The 26,582-nt window shown below is 74.3% G+C and carries 20 protein-coding genes; 11 read left to right on the top strand and 9 right to left on the bottom strand.

Features of this window, described 5'->3' with window-relative positions:
* Positions 1 to 150 precede the first annotated feature (150 nt).
* The 3 genes from pucD to AB0O82_RS00345 are packed head-to-tail and all read right to left on the bottom strand — an operon-like array spanning position 151 to position 3,889.
* Positions 151 to 2,520: a xanthine dehydrogenase subunit D gene (gene pucD, locus AB0O82_RS00355; RefSeq protein WP_363579225.1), complete on the bottom strand. Its 2,370-nt coding sequence runs from the start codon at positions 2,518 to 2,520 to the stop codon at positions 151 to 153.
* Positions 2,517 to 3,005 (bottom strand): (2Fe-2S)-binding protein, encoded by a 489-nt coding sequence (locus tag AB0O82_RS00350; RefSeq protein WP_350875362.1) that lies wholly within the window; start codon positions 3,003 to 3,005, stop codon positions 2,517 to 2,519. The genes pucD and AB0O82_RS00350 overlap by 4 nt, the downstream gene beginning before the upstream one ends.
* Positions 3,002 to 3,889 carry an FAD binding domain-containing protein gene (locus AB0O82_RS00345; protein ID WP_363579223.1) on the bottom strand — a complete coding sequence of 296 codons (888 nt, stop codon included), beginning with the start codon at positions 3,887 to 3,889 and terminating at the stop codon, positions 3,002 to 3,004. The genes AB0O82_RS00350 and AB0O82_RS00345 overlap by 4 nt, the downstream gene beginning before the upstream one ends.
* 449 nt (positions 3,890 to 4,338) lie before the next feature.
* On the opposite strand from AB0O82_RS00345, the gene AB0O82_RS00340 reads away from it, so the two are divergent.
* On the top strand, positions 4,339 to 5,931 hold the full coding sequence (locus AB0O82_RS00340) for a PucR family transcriptional regulator (protein ID WP_363579221.1): 1,593 nt from the start codon (positions 4,339 to 4,341) through the stop codon (positions 5,929 to 5,931).
* A 91-nt stretch (positions 5,932 to 6,022) separates the two neighbouring features.
* Here AB0O82_RS00340 and AB0O82_RS00335 read toward each other — a convergent pair whose 3' ends face one another.
* A complete protein-coding gene (locus tag AB0O82_RS00335) occupies positions 6,023 to 7,168 on the bottom strand; it encodes an alpha/beta hydrolase-fold protein (RefSeq protein WP_363579219.1) in 1,146 nt (381 codons plus the stop codon).
* A 312-nt stretch (positions 7,169 to 7,480) separates the two neighbouring features.
* Here AB0O82_RS00335 and AB0O82_RS00330 point away from each other — a divergent pair, with 312 nt between their 5' ends.
* From AB0O82_RS00330 to AB0O82_RS00300, 7 genes are all read left to right on the top strand, one after another.
* Positions 7,481 to 8,500, top strand: coding sequence for a sugar ABC transporter substrate-binding protein (locus tag AB0O82_RS00330; protein WP_363579217.1), 1,020 nt, complete (start codon positions 7,481 to 7,483; stop codon positions 8,498 to 8,500).
* Complete coding sequence (locus tag AB0O82_RS00325) at positions 8,497 to 9,528, top strand: ABC transporter permease (protein ID WP_363579215.1); 1,032 nt, start codon at positions 8,497 to 8,499, stop codon at positions 9,526 to 9,528. Before AB0O82_RS00330 ends, AB0O82_RS00325 begins: the two co-directional genes overlap by 4 nt.
* A complete protein-coding gene (locus AB0O82_RS00320; protein ID WP_363579213.1) occupies positions 9,525 to 10,409 on the top strand; it encodes an ATP-binding cassette domain-containing protein in 885 nt (294 codons plus the stop codon). The genes AB0O82_RS00325 and AB0O82_RS00320 overlap by 4 nt, the downstream gene beginning before the upstream one ends.
* Positions 10,410 to 10,450: 41 nt before the next feature.
* Positions 10,451 to 11,512: an ROK family glucokinase gene (locus AB0O82_RS00315; RefSeq protein WP_363579652.1), complete on the top strand. Its 1,062-nt coding sequence runs from the start codon at positions 10,451 to 10,453 to the stop codon at positions 11,510 to 11,512.
* A gap of 114 nt (positions 11,513 to 11,626) precedes the next feature.
* Positions 11,627 to 13,420 carry a gamma-glutamyltransferase gene (gene ggt, locus AB0O82_RS00310; RefSeq protein ID WP_363579211.1) on the top strand — a complete coding sequence of 598 codons (1,794 nt, stop codon included), beginning with the start codon at positions 11,627 to 11,629 and terminating at the stop codon, positions 13,418 to 13,420.
* Positions 13,421 to 13,556: 136 nt separating this feature from the next.
* Positions 13,557 to 14,360 (top strand): exodeoxyribonuclease III, encoded by an 804-nt coding sequence (locus AB0O82_RS00305; protein WP_363579210.1) that lies wholly within the window; start codon positions 13,557 to 13,559, stop codon positions 14,358 to 14,360.
* A gap of 154 nt (positions 14,361 to 14,514) precedes the next feature.
* Positions 14,515 to 15,186, top strand: coding sequence for a hypothetical protein (locus AB0O82_RS00300; protein WP_363579208.1), 672 nt, complete (start codon positions 14,515 to 14,517; stop codon positions 15,184 to 15,186).
* A gap of 71 nt (positions 15,187 to 15,257) precedes the next feature.
* On the opposite strand, the gene AB0O82_RS00295 is transcribed toward AB0O82_RS00300, so the two are convergent.
* Complete coding sequence (locus AB0O82_RS00295) at positions 15,258 to 16,049, bottom strand: lysoplasmalogenase (protein WP_363579206.1); 792 nt, start codon at positions 16,047 to 16,049, stop codon at positions 15,258 to 15,260.
* Positions 16,050 to 16,284: 235 nt separating this feature from the next.
* Here AB0O82_RS00295 and AB0O82_RS00290 point away from each other — a divergent pair, with 235 nt between their 5' ends.
* On the top strand, positions 16,285 to 18,087 hold the full coding sequence (locus tag AB0O82_RS00290) for a DUF2398 family protein (protein ID WP_363579204.1): 1,803 nt from the start codon (positions 16,285 to 16,287) through the stop codon (positions 18,085 to 18,087).
* 166 nt (positions 18,088 to 18,253) lie between these two features.
* Here the strand turns inward: AB0O82_RS00290 and AB0O82_RS00285 are convergent, their stop codons facing one another.
* From AB0O82_RS00285 to AB0O82_RS00270, 4 genes are all read right to left on the bottom strand, one after another.
* Positions 18,254 to 18,439, bottom strand: a complete 186-nt coding sequence (locus AB0O82_RS00285; RefSeq protein ID WP_350875387.1) for a hypothetical protein — start codon at positions 18,437 to 18,439, stop codon at positions 18,254 to 18,256.
* A gap of 118 nt (positions 18,440 to 18,557) precedes the next feature.
* The gene (locus AB0O82_RS00280; protein WP_363579201.1) at positions 18,558 to 20,201 is read right to left on the bottom strand and encodes a BCCT family transporter; all 1,644 of its coding nucleotides are present in this window, start codon (positions 20,199 to 20,201) and stop codon (positions 18,558 to 18,560) included.
* A gap of 244 nt (positions 20,202 to 20,445) precedes the next feature.
* Complete coding sequence (locus AB0O82_RS00275) at positions 20,446 to 21,105, bottom strand: TetR/AcrR family transcriptional regulator (RefSeq protein ID WP_363579200.1); 660 nt, start codon at positions 21,103 to 21,105, stop codon at positions 20,446 to 20,448.
* 165 nt (positions 21,106 to 21,270) lie between these two features.
* A complete protein-coding gene (locus tag AB0O82_RS00270; protein WP_363579198.1) occupies positions 21,271 to 22,170 on the bottom strand; it encodes an acyl-CoA thioesterase II in 900 nt (299 codons plus the stop codon).
* A gap of 136 nt (positions 22,171 to 22,306) precedes the next feature.
* Here AB0O82_RS00270 and AB0O82_RS00265 point away from each other — a divergent pair, with 136 nt between their 5' ends.
* Positions 22,307 to 23,737: an SWIM zinc finger family protein gene (locus tag AB0O82_RS00265; RefSeq protein ID WP_363579197.1), complete on the top strand. Its 1,431-nt coding sequence runs from the start codon at positions 22,307 to 22,309 to the stop codon at positions 23,735 to 23,737.
* Complete coding sequence (locus tag AB0O82_RS00260; RefSeq protein ID WP_363579195.1) at positions 23,734 to 26,505, top strand: DUF6493 family protein; 2,772 nt, start codon at positions 23,734 to 23,736, stop codon at positions 26,503 to 26,505. The genes AB0O82_RS00265 and AB0O82_RS00260 overlap by 4 nt, the downstream gene beginning before the upstream one ends.
* Positions 26,506 to 26,582 lie beyond the last annotated feature (77 nt).

Here is a 26,582-nt window from a genome sequence, read left to right as displayed (position 1 = left end):
GTGCGGTCGCGTGCCGTTGGGTGGTGCACGCGAGTGGGGGGGGGCGCGGTGGAGCGGCCCCGGGGCGGCGGGGAAGACGGTCGCCGCCCCGGGGAGGTTCTCCTGCTCCCCGGGGCCTGAAGCCCGGGGAGCTCGCGGGCTCCGGGGGCGTCAGGCCCCGGGGGCCTCCGTGGTCAGGTGCTCGGGCCGGACCGGGATCCGGTTGAGGGCCAGGCCGGTGGCGTTGCGGATGGCGGCCACGATCGACGGCGTCGCCGAGACGGTCGGGGCCTCGCCGACGCCGCGCAGCCCGTACGGGGCGTGCGGGTCGGGCAGTTCGAGGATCTCCACCGGGATCGGCGGGGTGTCGAGGATGGTGGGGATCAGGTAGTCGGTGAAGGAGGCGTTGCGGACCTTCCCGTCCCGCACGATGATCTCCTCCATCACGGCGAGGCCGAGCGCCTGGGTGCAGCCGCCCTGGATCTGGCCGACGACGGAGAGCGGGTTGAGCGCCTTGCCGACGTCCTGGACGGCGGTGAGCTCGACGACCTTGACCAGGCCCAGTTCGACGTCCACGTCGACCACCGCGCGGTTGGCGCAGAAGGTGTACTGGACGTGGCCGAAGCCCTGCCCGGTCTCCTTGTCGAAGGGGACGGTCGGGCGGTGGTGGTGTTCGCGGGTGAGGTCGATGGCCTCGTCACCGAGCAGGTCGACCATGGGGACCAGCACGCCGGCGCTCTCCGAGACGACCTTCCCGGCGATCAGCGTGATGTCGCCGTGGGTCCAGCCGTAGCGTCGGCGGCCCTTCTCGATCAGCGCCCGCCTGACCGCCTCGGCGGCCAGCTTCACGGCGCCGCCGGTCATGTACGTCTGGCGCGAGGCGGAGGTCGAACCGGCCGAGCCGACCTCGGTGTTGGCCGGGTGGATGGTGACCAGCTCGACGCCCAGCTCGGTGCGGGCGATCTGGGCGTGCACGGTGACGCCGCCCTGGCCGACCTCCGCCATCGCGGTGTGGACCATGGCGACGGGCTCGCCGCCGATCACCTCCAGGCGCACCCGGGCGGTGGAGTAGTCGTCGAAGCCCTCGGAGAAGCCGACGTTCTTGATGCCGACCGAGTAGCCGACGCCGCGCACGATGCCCTCGCCGTGCGAGGTGTTGGACAGCGCCCCGGGGAGCTGGCGCACGTCCGGGTGTTCGGTGTCCAGCGGCGGCGGCAGCGGCATCTCCTTGGCGCGCCGCAGCAGTTCGGCGACCGGGGCGGGCGAGTCGATCTGCTGGCCGGTGGGCATGCGGTCGCCCTCCGACATGGCGTTGAGCTGCCTCAACTCGACCGGGTCCATGCCGAGTTCGGCGGCCAGCTTGTCCATCTGCGACTCGTAGCCGAACGCGGCCTGGACGGCGCCGAAGCCGCGCATGGCGCCGCAGGAGGGGTTGTTGCTGTAGAGCGCGATGGCGTGCATCCGCACGTTCGGGATCACGTACGGGCCGTGCCCGAGCGAGGCCGCGTTGCCGACCACGGCGGGCGAGGCGGAGGCGTACGCGCCGCCGTCGAGCACGATCCGGCAGTCGGCGAAGACCAGTTTGCCGTCGCGGGTGGCGCCGTGCTCGTAGTGCATCCTGGCGGGGTGGCGGTGCACGTGGCCGAAGAAGGACTCGTCGCGGGCGTAGACGATCTTGACCGGCTTGCCGGTGTGCTGGGCCAGCAGGCAGGCGTGGATCTGCATCGACAGGTCCTCGCGGCCGCCGAAGGCGCCGCCGACGCCGGCCAGGGTGAGCCGGACCTTCTCCTCGGGCAGGTCGAGGACCGGGGCCATCTGCTGGCGGTCGACGTGCAGCCACTGGGTGGCGATGTAGAGGTCGATGCCGCCGTCCTCGGCGGGCACCGCGAGGCCGGACTCGGGGCCGAGGAAGGCCTGGTCCTGCATGCCGACCTCGTAGTCGCCGCTGACGATGACGTCCGCGAGCGCGCGGACCTCGTCGGTGACGCCGAGGCCGGAGACCAGCCGCTGCTCGTGGCAGATGTTGCCGTACCCGTGCGACTTGTACTCGTGCGGCTCGTGCACGTAGCCGTGGGTGGCGGGGTCGAGGCACTGCTCCTCGGTGACGATCGGGGTGAGCACCTCGTACTCGACCTTGATCCTCTTCACCGCGCGGCGGGCGGTCTCCGGGTGGTCGGCCGCGACCAGGGCGATCGCCTCGCCGTGGTAGCGGACCTTGTCGATGGCCAGGGCCGGCTGGTCCTGGATCTCCAGCCCGTAGTACTTCGCGCCGGGGATGTCCTGGTGGGTGAGGACGGCGTAGACGCCGGGCACCTTGAGCGCCTCGGAGATGTCCACCGACAGGATGGTGGCGCGCGGGTGCGGCGAGCGCAGCGCCATGCCCCAGAGCATGTCCTCGTGCCACATGTCGGAGGAGTACGCGAACTCGCCCTTGACCTTGAGGTGGCCGTCCGGGCGCAGCGGCGAGCCGCCGATGCCGTCCTTGCTGGCCTGCCGGATGTCCTGGAGGTTCTTCTGACCCTGGATGGTGCGGGTGGTCATTGCGAAACGGCCTTTCCGGCGCACGTGCGGGCGGACGCCAGCCGCACCGCGTCCATGATCTTCTCGTAGCCGGTGCAGCGGCAGAGGTTGCCCGACAGCGCCTCGCGGATGTCGTTGTCGCTCGGCTGGGCGTCCCGCTCCAGCAGCGCGTCGGTCTGCACCAGCAGGCCGGGGGTGCAGAAGCCGCACTGGACGGCGCCGGCATCGATGAACGCCTGCTGGACGAGGCCCAGTTCGCCGTTCTCCCCGGTCAGGCCCTCGACCGTGCGCACCTCGCGGTCCTGCACCTGGCCGGCCGCGACCAGACAGCTGCAGACCGGCACGCCGTCCAGGTAGACCGTGCAGGAGCCGCACTCGCCCTGCTCGCAGGCGTTCTTCGAGCCCGGCAGGCCGACCCGCTCGCGCAGCACGTACAGGAGGCTCTCGCCCTCCCAGACGTCGTCCGCCTCGACCGGCTTGCCGTTGGCGGTGAAAGTCACCCTCATGCCGCGCTCCTGATCTGCTTGCTGTAGTCGTTCCAGGTCCAGGTGAGGGTGCGGCGGGCCATCACGGCCAGCGCGTGCCGGCGGTAGTCGGCGGTGCCCCGGACGTCGTCGATCGGCGAGGCGGCGGCCTTGACCAGCTCGCCGAAGCGCTGGACCACCTCGGCGCCCAGCAGGTCGCCGGACGCCCAGAGGCCGCGCTCGGCGAGCACGCCCGCCAGGTACTCCTCGGCCTCGACGGCGCGGCGCGGCGTGGGGGCGGCCGAGCCGATGCCGGTGCCGACGGTGCCGTTCTTCGGGTGGAGGGCGAAACCGAAGGCGCAGACCGCGATCACCATGGCGTTGCGGGTGCCGATCTTCGAGAACTGCTGCGGGCCGTCCGCCACCGGGATGTGCACGGCCCGGATCAGCTCGTCGGCCTCCAGGCTGTTGCGCTTCACGCCGACGTAGAAGTCGTCGATCGGGATCAGCCGGGTGCCGCGCACGGAGGCGGTCTCGACCAGGACGTCCCGGCCGGCCGCCAGCAGCGCCGGGTGGGAGTCGCCGGCCGGGGAGGCCGCGCCGAGGTTGCCGCCGACGCCGCCGCGGTTGCGGATCTGCGGGGAGCCGACGGTGTGGGCCGCCAGCGCGAGCCCGGGTAGCGGCCCGGACAGCTCGTCGATGATCCGGGAGTAGGGGACGGAGGCGCCGAGCCTGACGACGCCGCCGTCGTTCGACCACTGGGTGAGCTCGGTGATGCGGTTCAGATCGAGAATCGCGGATGGCCGGTGCACGTCGAAGTTCAGCTCGACCATGACGTCCGTACCGCCCGCGATGGGCAGCGCGGTCGGGTACTCGGCCTTCGCCGCGAGTGCCTCGTCCCAGGTAGCGGGCCGAAGGAACTCCATGCGGGTGTCTCCTCAAGTCGTCGCCTGCCGGACGGGTGGGCACAGTGCCCGGAACTCGGTGTTCGGACCTCTCAACCGACCGCTTCGTCGCCTCCGCGTCGGGCCCCGGTCACCGGGCTGCGTCCGGCGGCGTGTCGCCCAGTGAACCGCCGGGACGGGGCCCACTGGCAGTCACCGATGGCATGAAGCCCCGGCTGTGCTCCCGCCCGGCATCCTGTACGTTCCTCTAAGGAGAGGAATGCGCAGCCCAGGTGTTCACCAGGTGCTACCTACGACCGTAATCCGGCCGTGATTCGCAAGCGACGGGCCCGTGATCCGGTCGCCCGCCCGGACGTGACGACAAGTACGGATGTTCGGGCACACTGTGACCCCCGACCGAACGCCCGGGCTCCCCCGTTCGGCCCACCCCCAGCCCCATCCCACCCTCAGCCCCCGTTAGGAGTCCGCGGATGCGTGTCCGTGACCTGCTCGCCCCCGGCGCCCCGCGACTGCGCCTGCTCGCGGCCGAGGACGAGCTGGACCGGCAGGTCAGCGGCGTCATGACCACGGACCTGCACGACCCCGGCCGCTACCTGCACGGCGGCGAGCTGGTGCTCACCGGCATGCTGTGGCGCACCGCCCCGGCCGACTCCGAGCGGTTCGTGCGGACCATCGTGGCCGGCGGCGCGGTCGCCCTGGCGGCCGGCGAGGCCGAGGTCGGTCCGGTGCCCGAGGACCTGGTGGAGGCCTGCCGACGGCACCGGATGCCGCTGCTGGCCGTCCCCGACGACATCGCCTTCGGCACCGTCACCGAGTTCATCGGCCGCCAGGTCTCCGCCGACCGCGCCGCCGACCTCGCCGCCCTCGTCGACCGGCACCGCCTGCTGGTCTCGGCGGCCGGCGGCGGCGGCCTGGACGCGGTGCTGGACCTGCTCGGCGGCGACCTCGACCTCGACTGCTGGGTGCTCACCCCCACCGGGGCGGTGATCGCCGGCCCCGCCGACCGCCTCCCGGCCGAGGACCGCGACCAGCTGGTCCGCGCCCACCTCGGCGCCCAGCGCCAGCGCCGCCGTCCCCCGCACCGGGCCCGCCTGGCCGGCGGCTCCTACTCGCTGCTGCCCGCCCCGGCCTCGGCCGACCACCAGGCGCCGCTGGCCGACTGGGTGCTCGCGGTGGCCGGCGACGTCACCGAGTGGACCACCAAGCGCCAGCAGCTCGCCGAGAACCTGGCCCGGCTGGTCGCCGCCGAGCGCCACCGCCGCGACGAGGGCCGCCGGCTGCGCCGTCGCCTCGCTGACGAGGTGCTGGCCCTGCTCCAGCGCGACGCCGATCCGGCCGAGATCAGCCGCACCCTGTACGCCTCCTCGGCGATGGCCGCCCGCTACGAGAGCGTCGAGCCCAAACCCCAGGCCCAGGACGGGTCCTGGCTGGTGCTCAGCGCCGAGGGCACCGGCCTGCCCGAGGGTGTGGTGCGCGCCGTCCTGGAGGAGGCGCTGGGCGGCACCACCGACCGCGCGCTGGTCGCCGGGGCCGGCGCCGGCGCCGTCGTGGTGCTGCCCGCCCTGGACGGCCCGGTGCCCGCCGAGACCCTGCGCGACCTGCTCGCCCCGCTGGAGGCGGGCCTCGGCTCGGAGGGCCGGATCACCCTCGGCGTCTCCGCCCCCGCCTCCGAGGCCGGCGGCCTGCGCGGCGCCCTGGAGGAGGCCCGGCACGCCCGCCGGATCGCCGCCGCCCGGGTCGGCCGGGTCTGCGTGGCGGGCCCCGAGGAGCTGGCCTCGCACGTGCTGCTGCTGGCGGCCGTCCCGGACGAGGTCCGCCGCGCCTTCCGCGGCCGGCTGCTGGACAAGGTGATCGCGTACGACATCGAGCACCAGGCGGACCTGGTCCGCACCCTGGAGGCGTTCCTGCGCTCGGACGGCTCCTGGACGCGCTGCGCCGCGCAGCTGCACGTCCACGTCAACACCCTGCGCTACCGGATCGGCCGGATCGAGGAGCTGACCGGCCGTGACCTCTCCCGGCTGGAGGACCGGGTGGACTTCTACCTGGCGCTCGAACTGGCCTGACGGCCGGGCCTGAGAGCCGTGCCCCACGCAGGAGGGGCCCGCCGCGAGCACTCGCGGCGGGCCCCTCCTGCATGATCGTTACTGCGTGGGACTACTGCGGCGGGATGACCGAGGTCATCCACTCGAAGATGCTCGGCACCATGGTCTTCCACAGCTCGGTGGTGTGCGGGCCGTTGCTCTCCTGGACCTGGACCTTGGTCGGCTCCTTGGCCGCCGCCGCGATCGCCTGGCCGTCCTCCAGGCCGTCGCCCTTCTTGCCGCTGATGTAGAGGCTGACCTTCGGCGGCTGCTGGGCGCTCTTGAGGATGTTGACCGGGTTGTTGGCCTCGCGCAGCTTCGGGTCCTTGCCGACCAGGGAGTCGCTCTCGGACGCCGGGTCGTTGTAGCCGGACATCGAGATCGCGGCCCGGTACCGGTTGGGGTGCGCCAGGGACAGCTTGGCCGCGCAGTGGGCGCCGGCCGAGTAGCCGGCGATGCCCCAGCGGTCCGGGGACGGGTCGGCACGGAAGTTGTCCATGATCATCTGCGGGACGTCCCGGGTGAGCCAGGCGTCGGCGTTGATCTTGCCGGGGATGTCGGTGCAGCCGGCGTCCTGGTGGTTGCCGAGGAGCAGGGTGCGCGGCGAGACCAGGATGAACGGGGAGACCTTGCCCTGCTGCATCAGCGGCTTGAGCTGCTCGGAGACCTTGAGGGTGCCGTACCAGGTGGAGGAGGAGCCCGGGTAGCCCGGGATCAGCTCGACCACCGGGAACTTCTTGTCCTTGAACGCCGGGTCGTTGTACTGCGGCGGCAGCCAGACCAGCACCTCGCCGTCGACCCCGGACACCTGGCCCTTGAGCTCGGTCTTCTGGACGTCGCCGGGCACCGCCGGGTCGCCCACGCCGGCGAACTTCTGGAGCGCCTTCGGCGGCTGCTTGGCCGCGTCGCCGCCGCCCTGGCCGGCGCCCTCCTTGCCCGAAGCGCCCTGGTCGGCCGGCGCCACCTGCGGCACGGCCCGGACGTGGTCACCGGTGCCGAGCAGGTCGTCCCAGTTGCCGTAGATCAGATTGGCGTTGTTGACCATCACGAAGACCATCAGCACGGCCGTGATCTGGCAGAACATGATCATGACGAGCCTGGACAGGATCCGCACCGGGTTCGGCCCGCGGACCTTGCTCCAGTACAGGAGCGCCACCGCGATGGACACCGGCACCAGGATGACGGTGAGGATGAAGAATGGCGTACCTGTCAGTTGCATCGAGTTCTCGTATCCGGGTTGCTGGCCGCCCGGGCCCCACTCGCCCGAACGCACTCCAATGGCATTGGACGGCGCGGAACCGATGATCGGTTGCCATCCGAATCTGTGCGGAACCTGAGAGGAACATCACGTTTCCTGTGATGTTCCTGTTTCGGGTCGGCGCTAAGTCTGCCACCCGGACGGCCGTCGTCCGGACGAGATGTCCAGCGAACTTCCAGGAAGGTCCCCCGGGGCACCTTACCTCCCGCGTCGCGGGCGCCGCCGGGCGAGGCGGTGTCATCCACGTGCCGCCCGGCCAGAGAGACTATGGGGATGAGCACAACCCGCTTTCGCCCGTCCCGCCGTTTCTGGCCCGTCTGCGCCCTCCTGGCACTCGCGGTCACCGCGGCCGGTTGCAGCAGTACCGGAGGCCGCCGCGCAGAGGAGGCCCGCGCCAAGGCGTCGGCCGCCGGCGGCAGCGCCGTCACCACCCCGCGCTGGAAGGTCGCCATGGTGACCCACGCCGGGGCCGGCGACGCCTTCTGGGACAGCGTGCGCAAGGGTGCCGAGCAGGCCGCCGCCAAGGACAACATCACCTTCCTGTACTCCAACGACGCGCAGACCCAGAACCAGGTCCAGCTCGTCCAGGCCGCCATCGACCAGAAGGTCGACGGCCTGCTGGTCACCCTCGCCAAGGGCGACGCCATGGCCGACGTCCTCGGCAAGGCCAAGGCCGCCGGCATCCCCGTGATCACCGTCAACTCCGGCCAGGAGTACTCCGCCAAGTTCGGCGCGCTCACCCACATCGGCCAGGACGAGTCCACCGCCGGCCAGGCGGCCGGCACCGAGCTGGCCGGCCGCGGCCGCAAGAACGTGCTCTGCGTCATCCACGAGCAGGGCAACATCGGCCAGGAGCAGCGCTGCTCCGGCGCCCAGTCCAAGGCCGGCGGCGCCTTCCAGGTGCTGTACGTGGACGGCGTTAACATGCCCGACGCCCGCGCCGCGATCTCCGCCAAGCTCCAGGCCGACCCGGCCATCGACACCGTGCTCACCCTCTCCGGCCCGGTGGCCGCCACCGGCCTCCAGGCCGTCCAGGACGTCCACCGCGCCGTCGAGCTCGACACCTTCGACCTGGGGCCGCAGGTGGTGGCCGGACTCAAGTCCGGCTCCGTGGGCTTCGCCGTCGACCAGCAGCCCTACCTCCAGGGCTACGAGGGCGTCGACCTGCTCTGGCTGTACAAGTCCAACCTGGACATGCTCGGCGGCGGCAAGCCCGTCGCGACCGGCCCGCAGATCCTGACCAAGGACGACGCCGACGCGCTCGCCGAGTACGTCGCGAGGGGGACCAGGTGAGCACCACCGACGTCCTCGCCCAGGACCGCCCGGCCGCGCTGCGCCGCCTCCTCGCCCGCCCCGAGCTCGGCTCGCTGATCGCCGCCGTCGCGGTGTTCACCGTCTTCGCGGTGGCCGCCGAACCCTTCCTGCGGGTCTCCTCGCTGGGCACCGTGCTCTACGCGGCGTCCACCATCGGGATCATGGCCGTCCCGGTCTCGCTGCTGATGATCGGCGGCGAGTTCGACCTGTCGGCGGGCGTGCTGGTCACCACCGCCGCGCTGACCTCCTCAATGGTCTCCTACCAGTTCACCGCGGTGACCTGGGTCGGCGTGCTGGTCTCGCTCGCCGTCACCCTGGCCGTCGGCGCCTTCAACGGCTGGATGCTCGGCCGCACCCGGCTGCCCAGCTTCATCGTCACCCTCGGCACCTTCCTGATGCTGACCGGTGCCAACCTCGGCGTCACCAAGCTGGTCTCCGGCACCGTCTCCACCAGGCCGATCTCCGACATGGAGGGCTTCGCCTCCTGCCGCTGGCTGTTCGCCTCCGAGGTCACCGTCGGCGGACTGACGATCAAGGCCACCGTCTGGTGGTGGCTCGGCCTGCTCGCGGTCGGCAGCTGGGTGCTGCTGCGCACCCGCTTCGGCAACTGGATCTTCGCCGTCGGCGGCGACGCGGACGCCGCCCGCGCGGTCGGCGTGCCGGTCGCCCGCACCAAGACCCTGCTCTACCTCGGTGTCGGCTTCGGCGCCTGGGTGCTCGGCCAGCACCTGCTGTTCTCCTTCGACACCGTGCAGTCCGGCGAGGGCGTCGGCAACGAGCTGATCTACATCGTCGCGGCCGTCATCGGCGGCTGCCTGATCACCGGCGGCTACGGCTCGGTGGTCGGCTCCGCGCTCGGCGCGCTGATCTTCGGCATGGCCAGCAAGGGGATCATCTACGCCCAGTGGAACCCGGACTGGTTCAAGTTCTTCCTCGGCGCGATGCTGCTGCTCGCCGCCCTGCTGAACGCGTACGTCAAGCGCCAGGCCGAACGGGGGCCCCGATGAAGACCGAACTGCTCGCCCTGGAGCGCGTCGGCAAGAGCTACGGCACCGTCCGCGCCCTCCAGGACGTCTCGCTCACCCTGCACGCCGGCGAGATCAGCTGCGTGCTCGGCGACAACGGCGCCGGCAAGTCCACCCTGATCAAGATCATCTCCGGGCTGCACCAGCACGACGAGGGCACCTACACCGTCGGCGGCGAGGAGGTCCGGCTCGACTCCCCGCGCCAGGCCCTGGACCGCGGCATCGCCACCGTCTACCAGGACCTCGCCGTCGTCCCGCTGATGCCGGTCTGGCGCAACTTCTTCCTCGGCTCCGAGCAGGGCCACCGCCGCTGGGGCGGCCTGCGCCTGGACGCCGAGGCGATGCGCGCCACCACCCGCGAGGCGCTCGCCCGGATGGGCATCGACCTGCACGACGTGGACCGCCCGATCGGCACCCTCTCTGGCGGCCAGCGCCAGTGCGTGGCGATCGCCCGGGCCGTGCACTTCGGCGCCAAGGTGCTCATCCTGGACGAGCCGACCGCGGCGCTCGGCGTCAAGCAGTCCGGAGTGGTGCTCAAGTACGTCACCGCCGCCCGCGACGCCGGGCTCGGGGTCGTCCTGATCACCCACAACCCGCACCACGCGTACCTGGTCGGCGACCACTTCACCCTGCTCAAGCGGGGCCGGATGGCCGGCAGCCACCCGCGCGCCGAGATCGGCCTCGAACAGCTCACCACCGAGATGGCCGGTGGCTCCGACCTCGCCGAGCTCTCGCACGAGCTGGCCCGGCCCACCGAACCCCAGCCCCGCACCGAACCCCAGCCCCGCACCGACCCCCAGCCCCGCACCGACCCCCAGCCCCGTCCTGACCCCGAGCCCCGTGAGGAGCGTCCGCAGCCGTGACCAGCCCCCAAGGCAGCACCCGGCCGGCCGTCCTGCCCACCCTGCTCGGCCTCGGCCCCCGCGCCGAGCGCCGCCGCCGTGCCCTGCCCGCCGGGATACTGCGACTGCCCACCATCGGCGTCGACATCGGCGGCACCAAGGTGGTCGCCGGAGTGGTGGACGGCGAGGGCAAGGTGCTGGAGAAGCTGCGCACCGACACCCCCGACAAGAGCAAGAGCGCCAAGGTCGTCGAGAACGTCATCGTCGACCTGGTGCTGGAGCTCGCCGACCGGCACGACGTCCACGCCGTCGGCATCGGCGCGGCCGGCTGGGTCGACGCCGACCGCTCCACGGTGCTGTTCGCCCCGCACCTGAACTGGCGCGGCGAGCCGCTCCAGCAGGCGCTCAGCGAGCGGCTGCGCTTCCCGGTGATCGTCGAGAACGACGCCAACGCCGCTGCCTGGGCCGAATGGCGCTTCGGCGCCGGGCGCGGCGAGGACCACATGGTGATGCTCACCCTGGGCACCGGCATCGGCGGCGCCGTCGTCCGCGACGGCTACGTCGACCGCGGCAAGTACGGCCTGGCGGGCGAGTTCGGCCACATGCAGGTGCTGCCCGGCGGCCACCGCTGCCCGTGCGGCAACCGCGGCTGCTGGGAGCAGTACTCCTCCGGCAACGCGCTGGTGCGCGACGCCCGCGAACTCGTCGCCGAGGAGTCCCCGGTGGTGCAGACGCTGCTCGCCCGGGCCGGCGGCACCGTCGAGGGCATCACCGGACCGCTGGTCACCGAGGCCGCCCGGGCCGGCGACCCGACCGCCACCGAACTGCTCTACGAGGTCGGCACCTGGCTCGGCGTCGGCATCGCCAACCTCGCCGCCGCGCTCGACCCGGGCCGCTTCGTCATCGGCGGCGGCGTCTCCGAGGCCGGCGACCTGCTGCTCGGCCCGGCCCGGGACACCTTCCGCCGTACCCTCACCGGGCGCGGCTTCCGGCCCGAGGCCAGCATCGTGCACGCCGCACTCGGCAACGAGGCCGGCCTGGTCGGCGCCGCCGACCTCGCCCGGCAGGTCGCCCGCCGGTTCCGCACCATCAAGCGGCGCCGGGTCGAGCGCAGCGGCGTCTGAGCCCTTTCGCCTGATTCGGTTCCGTCAACTACCGGTTGGTAGCGGTGCGGTGTGATTGTCGGGATCATGCCTCCTGTGAGACAACGGAGTTGACGTCGACTCAGGAGGACTCGGATGAGGGCTCTGGCCCGTATCGCACCACCGCTGCTGCTCGCCACCGCCCTGGTCTGGTCCTGCGCCGGGCCGGCCGGGGCGGCGGGGGCGGCCCCGCCGCCGAAGGCCCCCGAGGCGGTGGGCCGGGGCGGAGCGGTGGCCAGCGTCGACGCCGACGCCACCGCGGCCGGCATCGAGGTGCTGCGCAAGGGCGGCAACGCGGTCGACGCGGCGGTCGCGACCGCCGCCGCCCTCGGCGTCACCGAGCCCTACTCCTCCGGCATCGGCGGCGGCGGGTACTTCGTCTACTACGACCACACCAGCGGCCGGGTGCACACCATCGACGGCCGCGAGGTGGCCGGCCGCACCGCCGACAGCGGGCTGTTCCTGGAGGACGGCAAGCCGCTGCCCTTCGCCGACGCCGTCACCAGCGGCCTGTCCGTCGGCGTCCCCGGCACCGCCGCCACCTGGGACACCGCCCTGCGCCAGTGGGGCACCCGCACGCTCGCCGACGCCCTCGAACCCGCCGAGCGGATCGCCGACAACGGCTTCGTCGTCGACCAGACCTTCCGCGGCCAGACCGCCGACAACTACGACCGGTTCAAGGACTTTCCGGACACCGCCAAGCTCTACCTGCCCGGCGGCAAGCCCCCCGAGGTCGGCACCGTCCTGCGCAACCCCGACCTCGCCGCCACCTACCGGCTGCTCGCCGAGGACGGCGTCAAGGCCTTCTACCAGGGCGACCTCGGCAAGGACGTGGCCAACACCGTCCAGCACCCGCCGGTCGACCCGGCCTCCGGCCGCAAGGCCCGCCCCGGCAAGATCGACACCGCCGACCTCGCCGCCTACCAGGTCCGCCGCCAGGCGCCCACCCACGTCCCGTACCGCGACTACGACGTCTACTCCATCGCCCCCTCCAGCTCCGGCGGCACCACCGTCGGCGAGGCGCTCGGCATCCTGGAGGACGGCGACCTCGGCGCGTACAGCGACACGCAGTACTACCACCACTTCCTGGACGCCTCCCGGATCGCCTTCGCCGACCGCAACCGCTGGGTCGGCGACCCGGCCTTCGGCGACGTCCCCACCAAGGAACTGCTCTCCGCGCGCTACGCCGCCTCCCGGGCCTGCCTGATCAGCCCCGACCGCGCCCTCACCAGCCCGCTCGCCCCAGGCGACCCGCGCCACCCCGCCGACTGCGCCGAGGCCGGCCCCGCCGTCGCCGAGCCCTACGAGGGCCCCAACACCACCCACCTCAGCGTGGCCGACCGCTGGGGCAACGTCGTTTCCTACACCCTCACCATCGAGCAGACCGGCGGCAGTGGCATCACCGTCCCCGGCCGCGGCTTCCTGCTCAACAACGAGCTCACCGACTTCGACTTCACCCCGCTCACCCCGGGCGTCCCCGACCCCAACCTGCCCGGCCCGGGCAAGCGGCCGCGCTCCTCGATCTCCCCGACCATCGTGCTGCGCGACGGCGAACCGCTGCTGGCCACCGGCAGCCCCGGCGGCGCGACCATCATCACCACCACCCTCCAGGTGCTGCTCGGGCGGCTCGACCGGGGCCTGAGCCTGGAACAGGCCATCGCCGCACCGCGCGCCAGCCAGCGCAACACCGTCGCCACCCAGGCCGAGCCCGGCTTCCTGGCGCTGCCCGAACGGGCCGCGCTGGAGGCGCTCGGGCACAGCTTCACGTCCGTCGCCGAGATCGGCGCCGCCACCGGCGTCGAACGGCTGCCGGACGGGCGGTGGGTGGCCGCGGCCGAACCGGTCCGGCGCGGGGGCGGCTCCGCGGCGGTGGTCCGGCCCACGGGCTGACCGGGCCGCAGGCCGGCCGGGCCGTACTGTCGGTGCCGGGCGGTATGTTCGGGGTGGGCGTCCCCTCGGGGGGTGCCCATCCCTCGTCTCGACCGAAGCACCCGTCCGTACCGAACCACCGGGAAGGCCGCCCGCCGTGACCGTCCGCATCGCCACCTGGAACATCAACTCCGTCACCGCGCGGCTGCCCAAGCTCCTGGAGTGGCTGGAGAGCGCCAAGCCCGACGTGCTCTGCCTCCAGGAGCTCAAGTGCGCGGCCGACGCCTTCCCGTACGAGGCGGTGCGCGCCCTCGGGTACGAGACCGCGGCCCACGGCACCGGCCGGTGGAACGGCGTCGCGATCGTCTCCCGGATCGGCCTGGACGACGTCGTGCGCGACCTGCCCGGCCAGCCCGGCTACCTCGCCGACGGCGCCCTGCTGCCCGACGTCGAGCCGCGCGCCGTCGCCGCCACCTGCGGCCCGGTCCGGGTCTGGTCGGTCTACGTGCCCAACGGCCGCGAGGTCGACCACGCCCACTACCGCTACAAGCTGGAGTGGCTGCAGGCGCTGCGCACGGCCGCCACCGAGGACGCCGCCGGGCCCCGCCCGTTCGCCGTCCTCGGGGACTTCAACATCGCTCCCGCCGACGAGGACGTCTACGACGTCGCCGCCTTCGAGGGCCTCACCCACGTCACCCCCGCCGAGCGGGCCGCGCTGGAGGCCCTCGGCGAGGTGGGCCTGCACGACGTGGTGCCGCGCCCGCTCAAGTACGACCGCCCCTACACCTACTGGGACTACCGCCAGCTGGCCTTCCCCAAGAACCGGGGCATGCGGATCGACCTCACCTACGCCAACAAGCCGTTCGTGGACGCCGTCACCGACAGCTACGTGGACCGCGAGGCCCGCAAGGGCAAGGGCACCTCGGACCACGCGCCGGTCGTGGTGGACCTCGACCTGTGAATCACCCTGGGTGAGGGGCGGTAACCCGAACGGTCCCGACCGGTGGCCGGGGCCGGGCGGGCTGCCTACTGTCGGGCATAACCGGGTGCAGTTGTTCGACCACGTGGACATCGGAGTCCCCCCGGCTGCGCCCGAGAATCCCGGAGGTTCCGGCATGCGCCCCATGCGTACGGCCGCCGCCGCCCTGATCGGCGCGACGGTGCTGACCGGCCTGACGGCCCCCCTCGCATCCGCCAGGGACGGCTCGGCCTCGGTCAGCCCGCCCCAGGCCGCACCGGGCCAGACCGTGAAGCTCACGGTCTCCTGTGAGAAGTCGGACAAGCCCGACGCCAAGACCATCACCGCCCACTCCGCCGCGTTCGAGGGCGGTCCGGCCACTCTCACCCTGGGCTCCGACGGCAAGCACAGCGGCTCGGCCCGGCTGGCCGGCCAGCACTCCGGGGACAACAGGATCGACGGCACCTGCCCGGACGGCGGGGCGTTCTCCACCAACGTCGCGGTCGCCGGCGTCCCGGTCGCCGGCTCCGACAGGGGCTCCGACAAGGGCTCCGAGAAAGGGCCTGAGAAAGGGCCTGAGAAAGGCGCCGAGAAGGGTCCCGAGAAGGGTCCCGAGAAAGGCCTCGGCGACTGGGGCAAGGCGGCCGGCGAGTGGGCGGGCTCGCTCGGCCAGTCCGGCGCCGGCGGCCAGCAGGTTGCCCCGCACGGCGCCGTGAACACCGGCCTCGGCGGTTCGGTCGCGGCCGATCCGGCGGAGCTGGCCGGGGGCCTGGCCCTGGTGGCGGGCGGCGTCGGAGGCTTCTGGCTGCTGCGGCGGCGCGGTGCCTGATGGGCACCGCCGCCGTTTTGTTTTCCCCGCGCGCCGTCGGACCCTGACCGGGCCGACGGCGCACAGGCGTGTCAGCCGGCCTGCGGCGCGGGCTTCCGCTGCTGCTGAGGCCCGTGCCCGGTTTCCTGCCCGTGCTTGTTCTCGTGCCCGAGTTCGAGCTCACGGTGCTCGTGCCCGTGCTCGTGCTCGTGCCGGAGGGTGCCGCTGGCCAGCAGGTACTGGGCCAGGACGTACGTCGCCATGATCCAGAACTGGTGCCCCGGCAGCTCCCGCCACTTCGCCAGCTGGGTGGCGATCAGTGTGTCGGACAGCAGGAACAGCGCCCCGCCCAGCCCGGTCCGCCAGCCCAGCCCGGCCGAGGTGACGGCCGTGGAGGCGAGCAGCAGGCTGTAGCCGGCCACCGGGATCCGCAGGTCCCCGAGGTCCGGCCAGAGCTGCCCGACCATGGCCACCCAGGCGGTCGCGTACGCGGCCGCCACCACCAGGGCCCGCCGACGGTCGGTCAGCGCCCCGCGCCGGACGAACATCGTCACGTAGCAGACGTGCGCCGCCGCGAACGAGCCCATCCCGGCCAGGAACGCGGTGTCGTTCTTCAGCTGGAGCAGCACGTCCCCGCCCGCGCTCAGCAGCAGTGCCGGGGCCAGCGGCTTCGGCGCCCGCCGCCCGGCGGTGGCGGCCGCGGCGACGCTGTGCGCGGCCAGCAGCGGCATCAGGGCCGGCTTGGTGGCGTTCTGCAGCACGGACGCGCCGGAGGCGATCGCGCCCAGGTGCGTCGCCGAGGCGGCCGCGAAGCCGCCGAGCAGGCCGGCGGCCGAGCGCAGGCGGCCGCCGAGGACGGCACGGGTGGTCGTACGGATGCTCATGCGGCTGCTGACCTCCGGGGTCGGGCGGTGGGGGGAGTGGGACGAACCCTAGGCGACCCGCCGGTGCGGCGGAAGAGCGGGTTACCGGCGCGTAACCCGGGTGGTGCGGGGCGGGTGACGGCGCGGCGGCGGGTGCGGGCCGGCGGGTGGCGTAGCGGAGGGCGGCCGGTCACTTCGGCGCACGGCCGGTTGCTGCCGCCGGGTGACCCGGCCACCGTCTAGTCTGGTCCCCGACATGGAGCAGCAGGAGTACGCGGTCGGCGCCACCCGGGTGGCCACCGGCAGGCCGGACGGGCGCACGGGCGGGACGGGGCGGAGGACCACCGACGCCCTCCTCGCCGTACGCGAACCCGCGGCCGGGCCGGCGCCCGAAGCCGTGTCCGGCCCCCGTGCTGACGCCGCGCCGACCAGGCCCGCGCCGGAGCCGGGCGCCGCCTCCGCGCTCTCGCCCGACCCGGGCCTGCTCCGGCTCGCCCACTGGTTCGCCGCCGCCACCCCCGGCACCGCCGACGACCTGTGCGCCGCCTCCTTCGGCCTCTACCCGGCCCGCCATCTCGGCGCCCCCGCCGAAGCGGCGCCCGACGCCGACGTCAGCTGGTGGCACGGCCCCACCGCGCACGCCACCGCCGCCCTGCGCTCCCGGGAGCCCCGCCCCGTCGGCGGTCTGCGCCGCGCCCGGCGGGACGCCTCCGCGCTGCCCGTCGTCCGGTCAGGTGCCAAGCCGGGCAGGCCCGGCAGGCACCGCAAGCCCGAGCGCACCCGCCCGGTGCCGGGCGCGCAGGATCGTTCCGGCCAGGACCTTCCGATACCGGCCCCGGCCCTGCCCGTCGCGGACGTTTGCGCCCCGGCCCTTCCCGCCGTCGACCTGCCCGCCGCCGAACGCCGGATCGCCGCCCGGCTGCTGCTCGCCCACCCGCTGGTCACCGCCTCCGGCCCGCACGCCGACGGCTTCCCGCTGATCCGCCGTCACCGCGACTGGCTCGTCGAACGCTTCGACGCCCTGCTCGGCTACCGGCTCGTCGTCGGCCCCTGGCACGCCCGGCTCTGCAAGGCCGGCCTCGGCCCCGGCGCCGCCCGCCGCCTCGAACACCCCGCGACCGGCGCCCCGTTCACCCCCGCCGGTTACGCCCAACTCGCTCTCGCCCTCGCCCTGTTGGTCGACGCCCCCGAGCAACTGCCGTACGGGCGGCTGCTCGACGCCATGCGCGCCGCGGCGCCGGGCCTCGCCGCCGGCCCGGCCGACCGCGCGATGGCCCTCGCGGCGCTCGCCGACTGGCAGGTCCTCGGCGACCTGCCGGCCGACCCGGCCGACCCTGCCGTCCGGGCCGCCGTACTGACCGTCGACCGCGAACTCGCCCGCGCCGTCCCGGCCGGCCCGCCCGCCCTCGCCGCCGACGCCGCCGACCTGATCCGCCGCGCCGCCGACGCCGAACCCGCCACCGCCGTGCGCCGTCTGCTCGCCGAGACCCCCGCCGTCCTCGACGCCGACCTCCCCGAGGACCGGAGCGCCTGGCTGCACGAGCACCGGCTGAGCGGCCCGGCCGCGCTCGCCGACTTCCTCGGCCTGGAGACCGAGCTGCGGACCGAGGGCGTCGCCCTGCTCGACCCGGCCGACGAGCTCACCGACCTCGTCTTCCCCGGCGCCGGCCCCCTGCCGCAGGCCGCCCTGATGCTGCTCGAACGCCTGGTGGAGGAAGTCCGCCCGCTGCCCGGAGAGAGCACCACCGGCGGCGACGTCCCGATCCCCGACGCGCTGATAGACGGCCTCCTCGGCGACATCGCCGACGAGTACGGCCTCCCGGCCCGCTGGCGCCGCGACTACCTCGCCGACCGTACCGCGCTGCGCCGCGACGCCCTCGACCTGCTCCACAACCTCGGCCTGATCACCCCCACCCCCCGCGGCAGCCGCCCCCCGGGCTGGCTCCTGCGCCCGCCCGCCGCCCGCTACGCCCCCGCCCCGGACTTCCACCCCGTCCCCGGCACCGGCCGCCACTCCCGCCCCGCGCCGGCCGGGGCCCGGGAGCAGCGGCGCGCCTGAGGCCGGTTCGCCGCCCAGCTCCGCTGTCGCGCCTCGCCGCTCCGCCGTCGCCGGAAAGGCGGAAGCACCGCGTCCGGGGGCGGACGGCGGTGCTGAAGGGGTGGATCGGACGGTCAGTCGGTCTCTTTCTCTCCGCTCGCTTTCTCGCGGGTCGCTTTCTTGCGGGTCACTTTCTCGCGGTGGCCGTGGTGGCGGCGAGGGTGCCGTGCTGGACGGTCTCGACGGTGGCGCCGACGCCGAAGGTGCCGAGGGCGATGGAGGCGAGGACGGCGGTGGCGGCGAGGAGTCGGCGGTGGCGCCGGGGGAGCGGGAAGCGCGGTTCCTGGTAGGGCGCCTGAGGGCTGGCGTTCATGACAGGGAGGGTTCCAGGGTGGTGTGAACGGTCGGTACGCGCGGGTGAAGTCCGGGCGGGGGTTGGGCGTCGGTTGGCCGCGTACGCCCCACCCGCGCGGGTGAGGCGTACGCGCTGGTCAGCGGCGTGGTGTGCGTTCGGCGAGGGCCTCGCCGACGGCGACCCGGACGGCGTCGCGCAGGCCGTGCACGGGGTGCAGGCGGGACGGGCCGGCGGCCGGGTCCTCGCGGAGCTCCTTCACCAGGGACACGCAGAGCAGCAGCATCACGACCACGAACGGCAGCGCGACCAGGATCGTCGCGTTCTGCAGCGCGGTGAGCCCGCCGGCCAGCAGCAGGGCGGCGGCGACCCCGCCCATCAGCACGCCCCAGACGACCACGAGCCAGGTGCGCGGGTGCAGCGAGCCGCGGCTGGAGAGCGAGCCGAGGACGAGGGAGGCGGAGTCGGCGCTGGTGATGAAGAAGGTCATCACCAGCAGCACGGCGACGACGCTGGTGGCGGAGCCGAGCGGCAGCGAGCGCAGCATCTCGAACAGCGAGGCCTCCGCGCCCTTCGGGATGGTCGCGACCAGGTCGGCCGTGCCTGTGGTGACCAGCCGGATCGCGGTGCCGCCCATCACGCAGAACCAGATCACGGTGGCCCCGCTGGGCACCAGCAGGACGCCGAGCAGGAACTGCCGGATGGTGCGGCCGCGGGAGATGCGGGCGATGAAGGTGCCGACGAAGGGGGCCCAGGAGAGCCACCAGGCCCAGTAGAAGATCGTCCAGGAGCCGAGCCAGCTCTCGTCGGTGAAGGCCCCGGTCTGGGTGGACATGCCGAGCAGGTCGGAGAGGTAGCCGCCGACGGTGGAGGGGATCGCGTCCAGCGTGAACACCGTCGGGCCGAACACGAAGACGAAGAGCATGATCAGCGAGGCCAGGACGACGTTCGCGGTGGAGAGCCACTTGACGCCCTTGTGGACGCCGGAGAAGGCGGAGAGCACGAAGGCGGCGGTCAGCGAGCCGATGATGATCAGCTGGGCGTTCTGGGTGTTGCGCACGGAGGTGATGTAGCCGAGGCCGTCGGCGACCTGGAGCGCGCCGAGGCCGAGGCTGGTGGCGGAGCCGAAGACGGTGGCGAAGACGGCCAGCAGGTCGATCGCGCGCCCGGCCCAGCCGTCGGCGCCGCGCTGGCCGATGAGCGGGACGAAGGCGGCGGAGATGCGGTTGCCGCGGCCCTTGCGGAAGGTGGTGTAGGCGAGGGCGAGGCCGCCGACGGCGTAGATCGCCCACGGGTGCAGCGTCCAGTGGAACAGCGAGAACTCCAGGGCCTGCTGGGCGGCGGCCGCGCTCTGCGGTTCCAGGCCGGAGCCGGGCTGCGGGGTGGCGAACAGCTGGAGCGGCTCGCCGACGCCGTAGAACATCAGGCCGATGCCCATGCCGGCGCTGAACATCATGGCGACCCAGGCGAGGGTGGAGAACTCGGGTTCGTCGTCGTCGCGGCCGAGCCGGATGCGGCCGAAGCGGCTGAAGGCGAGCAGCACGGTGAGGACGAGGAAGACGTCGGCGGCCACCACGAACAGCCAGCCGAAGTTGTGCAGGACCCAGCCGAGCGCGCTGCTGGAGGTCCGGCCGAGCGAGTCCTCGGCGAAGACTCCCCAGGCGACCACGGCCAGCACCAGGGCGGCGCTGATCCCGAACACCGCCCGGTCGGCGGGCAGGGTCGCGGCGGGTTCGTCGGGTTCCTCCGCGCGTTGGTCGGGCTGCGGCGGCTGGCTGCTCATCGGGTGGACTCTCCTGCCTCGGGGCGGACGTGGGCTTCGGCGACATCGGCGGATTAAAGCTGCATGTCGCACTATGTCCAGTTCGTGCCGCGAGGGGCGGGAGGGCGCGCCGGGGAGGCGGAGGGTGGGGACTTACGTCCCGTCAGGCCGGGTGCTCATGGGCCGGGGCGCGCGCGGCGAGCCGGAACCACGGGCGGAAGCCGTCCGGCACCGGGGAGTTGAGCCGGCTGTCGCGTCGGACGGGTCAGGGCTGGTGGGCGCCGGACGGGACCTCGTACGGCGCCGGGTACGGCGTCTCGTACGGGTTCAGCACCAGCCGCACCACGTCCTCCAGCCGCCGCCGGGCGTCGCCGAGGGTGGTGCGCCCGGTCACCCAGGCGGTCAGCTCGCCCTGCCAGGCGTGGGCGACGATGTGCCGCACCAGGTCGCTGGCGGCGGCCGGCACCTCGGTCGTCACCGCCTGGAGGGCGGTGCTGTCGGCCCGGGCCATGCCCTGCAAGGTCTCGCTGGCGAACGGATCGGTGGAGGCGGCGACGGCCACCCGCAGCCGGGCCAGCTCGGGCTGGCGCTGGTAGGCCCGCATCCCGCCGCGGACGAAGCGGACCGCCCGGTCGGTGGCCCCCCGCCCGGCGCGCGGGCCGCGCAGCTCCGCCACCAGGTCGGCCAGCAGCAGGCGGTGCCACTCGGCGATCGCCGCGGCCAGGAGGTGGTCCTTGGAGGAGAAGTAGCGGTACGCCGTCCCCAGGGCGACTCCGGACCGCTCGCAGACCTGTTTCATCTGCAGCCGTTCGACGCCGATCTCGTTCACCAGGGCGAGCGCGGCCGCGATCAGGCTTCCGCGGCGTTCGAGCTGGCGCGGAGACATCGCCTCCACCGGCCGTGGTGACAGGTCAACCTTGGTCACCCGCACCATGATACGGGCCGGGGCCGCTCAGGAGTATGACGCCGACCGGCCCCCTTGCGTTCGCCGTGCGGTCACCGTCGCCGGGGTCCGGGCCGCCGGCCCGTTCCGCCGGGGCCCGCGCTGCCCCGTCCCGCGTCGCCCCATGCCGTCCCGTCCCGCGCCGGGTCAGCGCAGCCGGCGGATCAGCGATTCCTGCACGGCGGAGGCGACCAGCCGCCCGTCCCGGTCGTAGAACTCGCCGAGCGACAGCCCCCGGCCGTCCGAGGAGGACGGGCTGCGCTGGGCGAACAGCAGCCACTCGTCGGCCCGGAACGGGCGGTGGAACCACATCGCGTGGTCGAGCGAGGCGATCAGCAGCCGGGGCGGCTCGGTGCGCTGGAAGAAGTTCGGCTGCTCGTGCAGCCCGGCGGTGGAGGCCAGCGTGAGGTCGGAGAGGTAGGTGAGCGCGCAGACGTGCAGGAGCGGGTCGCCCTCGGGCAGCGGGGAGGCGATGCGCAGCCAGACGAACTGCTGCGGCATCCCCGGCACGGCCGCTGGCACGCCCGGCGCGTCCGGCGGGACGAAGCGCAGTTCGAGGTCGCGGAAGCCGCCGGTGCCGGTGATCGCCGCGCGCAGGGCCGGGTCCCAGAGCGAGAAGGCGTCCGGCAGGGTCTCCGGCCCGGGCAGCGGCGGCATCGTGCGGTGGCGGTCGGTCGCGGTCTCGGGGCGCTTGAAGGAGGCGGAGAGGGTGAAGATCGCGTTCTGGTTCTGCACCGCCGTCACCCGGCGGGTGGTGTAGGAGACGCCCTCGCGGACCCGTTCGACCTCGTAGCGGATCGGCTGGGACGGGTCGCCGGGCAGCAGGAAGTAGCCGTGCAGCGAGTGCACCGCGCGCGGGCCCCCGCAGGTGCGGCCGGCGGCGGTGAGCGCCTGCGCGGCGACCTGTCCGCCGAAGGCGCGCATCGGCGCCCCGGCGTGGCAGCGGCCCCGGAACGTGTTCTCGTCCAGTCGTTCCAGCTCCAGCAGTCCGGCGAACGAGCCGGCCGGGCGGTCGGCCCGGATTTCCTGTTCGGTCAGGTCGGTCACGGGCCCATAGTGGCAGAATTCCGCCGCACCGCGATGTGACCTGGGTAACGCCCGGGGGCTCCGGCGTCCGGTAGAACCTGTTCCAGTGCGGTCGCGGCCCGACGGATTGTCAGTGCCCTCACCTAGCGTGTTCGACATGACGCAATCCGCACACGCGTACGCCTATCTGCGCCCGTCCGCCGTCCTCGACGGCGCCGACGGCCGGCGCCTCGACCTGGCCACCTCCGGCGGCGCCACCCCGCTCGGGGAGGCGGCCAACCCGCGCTTCTTCGCGGGCTTCCTGGCCGATCCGGCGCCGGCCGCCGCCGCGCTGCTCGCGGTCGCGGACGTCGCCGCCGCGCGGTACTACCAGCCGCAGCTGCGCGCCTCGCTCGACCCGGTGGTCACCGCCAACGGGGACCGGCTGCGCTTCGAGTCGTTCTCCGGCTGCTGCGGCGTCTACGCCCGGCTCGACGTGCTCCAGGCCGGCCTCGACGGCGACGAGATCGGCCACGGCACCACCAACGTGGACGTCAACAACCCGCTGCGGGAGGCCCTGAGCAGGATCGGCCCGACCGACCCGCTGCACCTCGCGGTCGGGCCGGACGCGCTGGAGGTCACCAGCTTCGACGGGCCGCTGGTCGAGAAGAAGGTGCCGTTGCCGCAGCGCTGGCTGCGCGGCTTCGCCGAGACCCAGGTCGTCGCCGCCGGCTTCGACCTGCGCGCCGAACTGCCCGCCGCCGAGGCGGTCCGCTTCCTGCGCTCGCTGCCGCGCGGCGGCCGCTCCAGCACCGCCTGGGTCGTCCCGGCCGGGCGGACGCTGCGGCCCACCACCCGGCCGGTGCCCGGCGCCGTCTGCCTGCCCGGGCCCGACCGGCTGGTGGCGCTCCAGCGGGTGCTGCGGCACGCGCTCGCCCTGCGGGTGTACGGCCCGGTCGCCGCCACCGGCCCGGCCGCCTCGGCGTGGGAAGTGGTCCTGCCCGGCATGCGGCTCACCCTGACCCTCTCGCCCGACGCCTCCCGGGGCTTCTCCGGCGAGGGCGGAGTGCTCGGCGCGCTCGCCACCGGCACCGCCGAGCAGGACGCCGACCTCGTCGCGGTACTGCTCGCCTGGGAGCCGCGGATCGAGGTCGCCGACCTCGCCGAGCAGTCCGGGCTCAGCCACGAGCGGGTCCGCGCCGCGCTCACCCGGCTCGGCACCGCCGGGCAGATCGGCTACGACACCGCCGAGGCCGCCTACTTCCACCGCCAGCTCCCGTACGACGCCGGGCGGGCCGAGGCCGCCAACCCGCGGCTGCGTGCCGCCCAGGCCTTGGTCGCGGCGGGCGCGGTGCGGCTGGAGCCGGGCGGCACGACGGCCGTCGTCATGGTGGACGACCACATCCAGCGGGTGCGTACGGACGAGGCGGGGCGCCTCGGCTGCACCTGCCTCTGGTGGGCCAAGTACCGTGGCGGGCGCGGTCCGTGCAAGCACGCGCTGGCGGTCGCGATGGTGCGGGAGGCGGCCCAACGGGCGGCCGGGGAACAGGTTCCGGCGGTCCCGGCGGTCCCGGCGGTTCCGACGACGGATAAGGGGGTCCAGGCATGAGCGCGGCGGCAGGGGGGTCGGAGGCGGTGCGGGGCGCGACGGCGGTGGCGCCGATGCCGGAGGCGGTGCGGGGCGAGGCGGCGGTCGAGGACCTGCTCGCCGCCGTCCGGGGCGGACGGATGCCGCAGATACCGGCGCTGGTCGCCGCGCTGGACCAGGCGCAGCGCCGGGACTGCCTGCTCGCATTGAAGGCGCTGCGCAAGGAACTGCGTGACGAGTGGTCGAAGGAGGCGCTCGCCACCAGGGGCGCCCTGCTGCTGGCCGGCGCCGGCTGCCACCCCGGCCCGGCCGGGGCCGCCACCTGGCTCGGCGCCCGCGACTTCACCTCGCTCGGCTGGGCCCGCCACCCGGCGGTGGGCCAACTCGTCGCGGCGCAGCCGGTGGAGTGGCAGATCGAGGTGGCCACCCGGCTCGCCGCCCGGCCGGCGCCGAGCTGGGGCTGGGCGCTGTACCCGGTGATCGAGGCCGTGGTGCGCCGCACCGGCTGCGCGGTGCCGCAGAGCGAGCCCTTCGTCCGCGAGTGGATGGAACGCCAGCGCCGGGGCAGCGGCGCACGGCCCACCCTGGTCGAGCTGCTGCGGGCCGACGCGTTCACCCCGCTGCTGCTGCCCCGGGTGTTCGAACTCGCCGACATCGGTGGCGCGGTGTCCTTGCGGTTCAGCCCCCGCCCCGGGGACGCCTTTACGGAGGCGATCGCCGAACTCGCCGCCGCCGGCGACCTCGACCGGGCCGACCTGATCGACCGCTGCCTGGCCCGGCTGCTGCGCGGCGGCAAGCCGGCCGACCAGCGCTTCTTCCTCGACGTGCTGAGGGCCCTCGCCCCGACCCCGCAGGAGTACGCCGCCCGGGTACGGGACGTGCTGCCGCTGCTGGACGGGCTGTCGGTGGTCGCCGGGCACGCCCAGGAGGTGCTCGCCGGGCTGGACGAGGCCGGGCTGATCGAACCCGAGGTGCTGGTCGAGTCCTCCGCGGTGGTGCTGTTCCGGGCCGAGAAGAAGCTCGTCCGCGCCCAACTCGGCTGGCTGGAGCGGGCGGCCCGGCGCGAGCCCGGGCGGTCCGGGCCGGTAGTGCTCGCGGCCGCCGAGGCGTTCGGGCACCCGGACCAGGCCGTCCAGGAGCGGGCGCTGAACGTGGTGGCCCGCCACCTGCGCGCGGCCGGGGAGGCCGTCCTGCCCGAACTGCGGCTCGCCGCCGAGGCGCTGAACCCCGCCCACCACCGGCGCGCCGGCGAACTGTTCGGCGCACCGGTCGGTGGCGACGGCGACGACGACCCGGACACCGGGTGGAACGAACTCCTCCCGCCCGCCCCCCAGCTCCTCCCGATCGGCCCGCCGATCGCCTCGGCGGCCGAACTCGCGCAGGAGCTGTCCGCCCTGCTCGCCGCCGACGAGCCGGAGCCGGCGGTCTTCGAGCGCGTGCTGGACGGCCTGGTCCGCCAGGCCCACCAGAACCGGGCGGCGCTCGCCGAGGCGCTGGAGCCGGTCCGGCGGGTCCACCCGTGGAGCGGCGTCGGCCGCTGGCACGACTGCTCGCCCCGGGACGTCCTCTACGTCGCGGCCGCGGTGGCCGGCGAGACGCCGCCGCACCGGGTCTGGGACTTCCTCGGCGGCAAGAAGAAGCGCTCCCCGCTGCGCGGCCAGAACGACACCGCGCAGGGCACCGCCCTCGCCGCCCGGCTGGAGGAGGCCGCCTGGCAGGTGACCGCCGACCGGCCGCCCTACCTGCTGGCCATCCCGACCGACACCACCGGGGCGCTCGACCCCGGCACGCTGGTCGAACGCCTCGCCGGGTACCAGGCGGCGGGCATCACCCCCGGCCGGGCCGACCTGTGCGCGGCCCTGCTGCGGGTCGGCCCCCGCGCCGACGCCGGGGTGTTGCGTGCCGCCGAGGCGCTCACCTCGCCGTCCGGGCGGTGGGTCGCCCAGTGGCTGCGCACCGGCGGCCTGCCCGACCAGCCGTCCGAGCGGGTGCTGTTCGCCCCCGGCCGGGGCTCGAAGCACGGCCACCAGTACGCGGACCGCTGGTGGGAGGACGTCCGGCGGGTGGCCGTCGCCCAGCCCGGCATCGGGGCCGGCCCGAAGGGCCCGGACGGCGAGCGGCTCGCCCCCGAGTTCAGGGCGCTGCTGGAGGGCACCGAGCCGAGCGTGGCCCGGGCCCGCAAGGTGGGCGGCTGGACGTGGCGGCCCACGGCGCACTGGGCCGCGATGCTCCCCTGGCACCGGGAGGAACTGGCGGCCCGGTGGCTCGACCACTTCGCCGCGGGCGCCGACCGGGACGAGCGCGACACGGGCCGGCTGCTGCCCGCTCTCGCCGAGGCCGGCGGCCCGGCCGGGCTCGCCCTGCACCTGGCGCTGGCCTACGGCCTGGGCGCCCGGCACACCGAGGACCGGACGGCGGCCGTCGACGCCCTGCTGGTGCTCGCCGCCCGCGGCGACCTGGACGGCGCGCAGCTCGGCCGCGAACTCGGCGCGCTGGTCGACTGCGGCGCGGTGAAGCTCAACCGGCTCGCGGCGGCGCTCGCCCTGGCCGCCGGGACGGGCGCCTACGGCACGGTCTGGTCGGTGCTCGAGCCCGCGCTGCCGGCCCTGCTGGGCGGCGAGGGCACGCCCGCCCGGGGCCTCGGCGACCTGCTCGCCCTCGCGGCGGACTGCGCCCGGCGCACCCGCACCCGGGGACCGGTGGCCGAGGTGACGGCGACGGCGGAGCAGGGCGGATCGAGCCGCCTGGTCAAGGAGGCCCGCGCCCTGCGGGACGTCCTGGCGGGGTGACACCGCGGCCGCCAGCAGGGCGAGGAGCACCACCGGGTGACGGCGGGTCGCTGGCGGCGTCGGGTCACGGCCTAGGG

The sequence above is a fragment of the Kitasatospora sp. NPDC088264 genome (genome assembly GCF_040685715.1).
Taxonomy (GTDB): domain Bacteria; phylum Actinomycetota; class Actinomycetes; order Streptomycetales; family Streptomycetaceae; genus Kitasatospora.
Note: the sequence above shows the minus strand (reverse complement) of the source record. Positions and strands in the feature narration are given on the sequence as shown.

Bases quoted from the DNA above. Each gene is read 5' to 3' on its own strand.
- pucD (WP_363579225.1), bottom strand. From the start codon at position 2,520: ATGACCACCCGCACCATCCAGGGTCAGAAGAACCTCCAGGACATCCGG.
- AB0O82_RS00350 (WP_350875362.1), bottom strand. From the start codon at position 3,005: ATGAGGGTGACTTTCACCGCCAACGGCAAGCCGGTCGAGGCGGACGAC.
- AB0O82_RS00345 (WP_363579223.1), bottom strand. From the start codon at position 3,889: ATGGAGTTCCTTCGGCCCGCTACCTGGGACGAGGCACTCGCGGCGAAG.
- AB0O82_RS00340 (WP_363579221.1), top strand. From the start codon at position 4,339: ATGCGTGTCCGTGACCTGCTCGCCCCCGGCGCCCCGCGACTGCGCCTG.
- AB0O82_RS00335 (WP_363579219.1), bottom strand. From the start codon at position 7,168: ATGCAACTGACAGGTACGCCATTCTTCATCCTCACCGTCATCCTGGTG.
- AB0O82_RS00330 (WP_363579217.1), top strand. From the start codon at position 7,481: ATGAGCACAACCCGCTTTCGCCCGTCCCGCCGTTTCTGGCCCGTCTGC.
- AB0O82_RS00320 (WP_363579213.1), top strand. From the start codon at position 9,525: ATGAAGACCGAACTGCTCGCCCTGGAGCGCGTCGGCAAGAGCTACGGC.
- ggt (WP_363579211.1), top strand. From the start codon at position 11,627: ATGAGGGCTCTGGCCCGTATCGCACCACCGCTGCTGCTCGCCACCGCC.
- AB0O82_RS00300 (WP_363579208.1), top strand. From the start codon at position 14,515: ATGCGCCCCATGCGTACGGCCGCCGCCGCCCTGATCGGCGCGACGGTG.
- AB0O82_RS00295 (WP_363579206.1), bottom strand. From the start codon at position 16,049: ATGAGCATCCGTACGACCACCCGTGCCGTCCTCGGCGGCCGCCTGCGC.
- AB0O82_RS00290 (WP_363579204.1), top strand. From the start codon at position 16,285: ATGGAGCAGCAGGAGTACGCGGTCGGCGCCACCCGGGTGGCCACCGGC.
- AB0O82_RS00285 (WP_350875387.1), bottom strand. From the start codon at position 18,439: ATGAACGCCAGCCCTCAGGCGCCCTACCAGGAACCGCGCTTCCCGCTC.
- AB0O82_RS00280 (WP_363579201.1), bottom strand. From the start codon at position 20,201: ATGAGCAGCCAGCCGCCGCAGCCCGACCAACGCGCGGAGGAACCCGAC.
- AB0O82_RS00265 (WP_363579197.1), top strand. From the start codon at position 22,307: ATGACGCAATCCGCACACGCGTACGCCTATCTGCGCCCGTCCGCCGTC.
- AB0O82_RS00260 (WP_363579195.1), top strand. From the start codon at position 23,734: ATGAGCGCGGCGGCAGGGGGGTCGGAGGCGGTGCGGGGCGCGACGGCG.